Source organism: Mesorhizobium sp. STM 4661, from assembly GCF_000359125.1.
Classification (GTDB): domain Bacteria; phylum Pseudomonadota; class Alphaproteobacteria; order Rhizobiales; family Rhizobiaceae; genus Mesorhizobium.
In genome coordinates this window covers 1-4,539 of record NZ_CAAF010000013.1, presented here as the reverse complement: position 1 = coordinate 4,539, position 4,539 = coordinate 1, and the positions used below count along the sequence as shown (strand labels likewise).

The window sequence follows — 4,539 nt, the reverse complement described above, 5'->3', positions numbered from 1 at the left end:
CGCCGAGACGGTTGAGGGTGCTGGCCGGATCGCTGTTGGTGCCAAGCTGGAACACCCCTCATCCGACCGAGCTTCGCTCGGCCACCTTCTCCCACAAGGGGAGAAGGGAGAGCCGCGCGAGCCGCAATGCTGGCGCCCCGAACCCGTCTTTCAATCCAACACGAGTTGAGTGCGAATATTTGTCTGAAAATATCGCCCATCGATCGTTTGCCGGCGTCCTACTTGACCGCCGAGTCGAACAGATGCGCCTTGATCTTCTCGACGTCGAGCGCGGCAAAGCCTTCCGACAGCTTGTAGCCATCGGCATCGGCCTTGACCTTGGCCTTGTCGAAATCATTGGCCGGGCCGATCAGATCGTTGGTGCAGACGTCCTCGGCCTTCACCGGATTGGTGATCTGGCCGATCTTGTGGATCTCGTCGAAGAAGCCCTGCCAGCTCGCCATGTCGTGCGAGCCCCAGCCGCCGCGCTTGTCCATGTCGCCGCGGAAGACATTGATCTGCTGCAGGATCGAGGTGGTGCCGAGCTCCGGCCCGAGATTCTTGGCCAGCGTCGGAAACTGCTCGAACACCGCTTCGACGGCGGCGCGTGGATTCTGGTAGCCAAATTCGAGACCCATCGCCCAGCCGCGCAGATATTTCTCCAGAAACGCCTTGCGGTCGGGGTCCTCGAGATCGGCTGCCCGCACGACAAAGGTGTTCGCCGGCAGCTTCGAATTCTGCACGCCGAGCCAGTATTCGAAGTCGAGGCCTGTGGCGATCCATTCGGCGCGCAACCCTTCCCAGGACAAGGCCGCATCGCCCTGGCCGCCGGCAAGTGCGGTGCCCCAGGTCGGCCAGCCGGCTTCGACATATTTCACTTTCTTGATGTCGACGCCTTGCGCCGCGAGCAGCGGGTCGGTGATCGACTGCCAGGCGGCGGAGCCGAGCAGAATGGTCTTGCCCTCGAGCGTCTTCAGGTCGTTCGTCCCCTCGCCCTTGCGGAAGGCGATACTGAATGTGTCGCGAGCGCCCATGTGGAACACGGATTTGAGCTTCATGCCGTTCTGGATGGCGAAGGAGAACACGCCTGGCGAGGGAAAGCCCATGTCGGCCTGGCCGACATCGACGAACTTCACCGTCGCGGTGCCGTCCGACGGACCCGGCTGCATGTCGGTGTCGAGGTCGCCGAAATAGCCGGCCTTCTTGGCCGCCCAATAGGGATAGTCGTCCAGCACTTCAAGCGTGCCGCGCGGCGATATCCAGGTGAACTTTCCGTACGCCTCGGCCCGCGCCCTCAAACCCGAGGCGCCCAGAGCGGTCGCCGTCACCAGGCCGGCGCCGGTGACCTGCAGGAAAGTGCGGCGGTTGATCCCCGCGCTATGGCTGATTGAACTTTCTTTGGTCATGGCATTCCCCTTTTTGTTGATTGATGGCTGCTTGCCTTGCGCCCGCCTCCGGGACGCCATCACTGTCAGTTTCTCACGCCTCCCAGCTCGCCCATTTCTTGCCGATCAGGAAGAACAGCACATAGATGAGGATGCCGAGGGTCGACAGGATCAGCACCACCGCGAAGAATTGCGGCATCTGGATCATCGACGAATAGGTGGTCAGCCGGTTGCCGAGACCGAAGCCGCCGCCGACCATTTCGGCGCCGACCGCGGTCAACAGCCCGAAGATCGCGCCGATCATCAGCCCGACCAGGATCATCGGCAGCGCCATCGGCGCCCGGATCTTCCAGAAGATCTGCAAGGTGCTGGCGCCGTAGGAACGCGCCAGCGCGATCTTGGCGCTGTCGACGCGGCGAAATCCGGTGGCGGCATTGATCATCACCATCGGCCCGGCGGCCAGCGCCACCGCGATGATGCGCGGCGTGTAGCCGAAGCCGAAGCGCAGGATCAAAAGCGGCACCAGCGCCAGCATCGGCGTGGTGACCAGCAGCAGTATGTAGGGCGCGACGATCTTCTCGGCGAAAGGAAACTGCGTGATGACGGCGGCCAGCACCAGGCCGATGACCGCGCCGATGGTGAAGCCCGATATAAGCTCGACCAGCGTGTAGCCGAGATGCGGGGCGATCAGCGGGAATTCGTCGAACAGCGCGTAGGCGATCGAGCTTGGCGGCGGCATGATGTAGAGCGGCACATGGAACAGGCGCAGCGCCAGCTCGATGCCGCCGATAATGACCACGGCAACGGCGAGGATGGCCGCCACCTCCTTGCCCGACTTGATGCCGGGGCCGCTGGCGAAGGCCGAAAGATTGGTCAGGCTGACGTCGTGGCCGTCACCGGCCTTGGCGCCCGTCTTGGCCTTCGAGAATTCCGGGATGGCGTCGCCTCCGCTCACGGCCTGATCCTCACGATTTCGGCGGTGGGCCGATCCGGCGCCTTTGGCCGGGTGCGCTCCCCGACAATGTCCATCTTGATCTTGTTGGTGAGGTCGAAGACCTCTTTCGTCGCCATGATCTCCAGCGAGCGCGGGCGCGCGAACGGCACGCGATACTCCTTGGCGACGCGCCCAGGCCGCGCGCTCAGCACCACCACCCGGTCGGAGAGGAAGATCGCCTCCTCGATACTGTGGGTGATGAAGACGATGGTGGTCTTGGTGTCGAGCCAGATCTCCTCGACGAGCCGGTTCATCTCCTCGCGGGTGAAACTGTCGAGCGCGCCGAACGGCTCGTCCATCAGAAGCACGGACGGTTTCAGCGCCAGCGCCCGCACGATCGCCGCGCGCTGCTGCATGCCGCCCGACAGCTCGCGCGGAAACGTGCCGCCGAAGCCGTCGAGCCCGACGCGGTTGATGAGATGCGCGATCCAGGCGCGGTCCGGCTTCTCGCCCTTGATCTCGAAGGGAAAATGGATGTTGGCGTCGAGATTGCGCCAAGGCAGCAGGTTGGCTTCCTGGAAGACGATGCCGATATCGGGATGCGGGCCGGTGATCTCCTTGCCGTCGAGCCGCACCCCGCCGCTGGTCAGCCGGTGCAGCCCGGACATCGACCACAAAAGCGTTGTCTTGCCGCAGCCGGACGGACCGACGATCGAGACGATCTCATTGGCATGGACGTCGAGGCTGCAGCGGTCCAGCGCCAGAAGGTCGCCGGAAGCCGTGTGATAGACCTTGGTCGCGGCCTGCACGCCAAGCTTCGGGGTGGTTGCACTGCCCGCGTTCATGCGCCCCTCGGAGATTGCGCGACGAGCCAGTGGGTCGTCGCGCCAAAATCAGTCTGTAACTATCCTACTTTGCTGTCAAGCGAAGAGCGGCGGCGTGACGCGTCGGTTTGCATAATCGCAAAGTACTACGTTGTTTTCATGTAGTTTTCTGTCGCTTGAAAAGAATGTTGCTTTCCTACATACTTCAAAAAGACAGCCCCAGCGATCCGCAGGCTGTTGTGGCGCCAGGCCATGCGGGCAACGCGAGACAAGCGCAGCATTCGCACCCGCGTTGCAGACGTGATGACGGCATGCGGACATGGTAGGGATTCCAGCTCCACGAACGGCAAGGGAAGGCTCGATGACTGAAGCTGATGGGCGGACCTCCAACGATGATCCCGGCGGGCGCGACGCCGATGGACGCGATCATGTCAGGCGCATCCCCGACATCATCTCGCTGATAAAGGATTCCTATGCCGAGCTGCGCCCGGCGGAGCGGCGCGTCGCCGATGTCGTGCTCGACGACGTCAGATACGCGGTCGATGCTTCCAACGCCGCGCTCGCCCAGCGCGCCGGCGTCAGCGAACCGACCGTGACCCGGTTCTGCCGCGCCATCGGCTGTGACGGCGTGCGCGACTTCAAGCTGAAGCTGGCGCAGAGCCTCGTCGTCGGCGCGCTCTACCTGAGCAAGCCGCCGCCCGCGAGCGCCGACAACGGCATGCCGTTCTGGAATGCCGTGTTCGGCGAGGCGCGCCAGGCGCTGCAGGAAGCCGAGCGGCAGCTCGATCCGGCGCAGCTGGTCAAGGCGGCCGAACTCATTGCCAAGGCGCGCCAGGTCACCGTGTTCGGTCTCGGCGGCAGCTCGTCGGCGCTGGCGCAGGAAACGCAGTATCGGCTGTTCCGCTATGGCATCACCGTCAGCGCCCAATGCGACCCCTATCTGATGCGCATGACCGCCTCGACCTTGAAGCCCGGCGATCTGGTGATCGCCATCTCGGCGACGGGGCGCACGCGCGAAGTGATCGAGGCGGTCGAACTCGCCAAGCATTACCGCGCCAACGCGATCGGCGTGACGGCGCCCGACACCGACCTCGCCCGCGCCTGCGACGTCAGGCTGACGGTGGCGGTGCCCGAATATCCCGACACGCTGAAGCCGACGGCGTCGCGCTTCGCCTTCCTGGCCGCGATCGACCTGATGGCGGTCGCTTCCGCCTACAAGCTCGACGGCTCGGCCCGCGAAACGGTCCGCCGCATCAAATACAATGCCCAGATCCACAGGACAGGCAAGGAAATGGAGCCGCTCGGGGATTGAGGCGCGGCTTGCCTTCTCCCCTTGTGGGAGAAGGTGGATTGGCGCGCAGCGACAAGACGGTTGAGGGGTGTTGGACGGAGTGAGACGTTGGTGTCCTCTGGAACA

4 protein-coding genes are annotated in these 4,539 nt (G+C 64.0%); 1 reads left to right on the top strand and 3 read right to left on the bottom strand.

Going from position 1 to position 4,539, the window contains the following annotated elements:
* Positions 1–218: 218 nt before the first annotated feature.
* The 3 genes from MESS4_RS03815 to MESS4_RS03805 all read right to left on the bottom strand — a co-directional run bounded on the left by MESS4_RS03815 (position 219) and on the right by MESS4_RS03805 (position 3,143).
* Complete coding sequence (locus MESS4_RS03815) at positions 219–1,385, bottom strand: ABC transporter substrate-binding protein (RefSeq protein WP_006326828.1); 1,167 nt, start codon at positions 1,383–1,385, stop codon at positions 219–221.
* A gap of 73 nt (positions 1,386–1,458) precedes the next feature.
* Complete coding sequence (locus MESS4_RS03810; RefSeq protein WP_006326827.1) at positions 1,459–2,319, bottom strand: ABC transporter permease; 861 nt, start codon at positions 2,317–2,319, stop codon at positions 1,459–1,461.
* Positions 2,316–3,143: an ABC transporter ATP-binding protein gene (locus tag MESS4_RS03805; protein WP_006326826.1), complete on the bottom strand. Its 828-nt coding sequence runs from the start codon at positions 3,141–3,143 to the stop codon at positions 2,316–2,318. The genes MESS4_RS03810 and MESS4_RS03805 overlap by 4 nt, the downstream gene beginning before the upstream one ends.
* Before the next feature lie 340 nt (positions 3,144–3,483).
* Here MESS4_RS03805 and MESS4_RS03800 point away from each other — a divergent pair, with 340 nt between their 5' ends.
* Positions 3,484–4,434, top strand: a complete 951-nt coding sequence (locus MESS4_RS03800) for a MurR/RpiR family transcriptional regulator (RefSeq protein ID WP_006326825.1) — start codon at positions 3,484–3,486, stop codon at positions 4,432–4,434.
* Positions 4,435–4,539 lie beyond the last annotated feature (105 nt).

Bases quoted from the DNA above. Each gene is read 5' to 3' on its own strand.
- MESS4_RS03800 (WP_006326825.1), top strand. From the start codon at position 3,484: ATGACTGAAGCTGATGGGCGGACCTCCAACGATGATCCCGGCGGGCGC.
- MESS4_RS03815 (WP_006326828.1), bottom strand. From the start codon at position 1,385: ATGACCAAAGAAAGTTCAATCAGCCATAGCGCGGGGATCAACCGCCGC.
- MESS4_RS03805 (WP_006326826.1), bottom strand. From the start codon at position 3,143: ATGAACGCGGGCAGTGCAACCACCCCGAAGCTTGGCGTGCAGGCCGCG.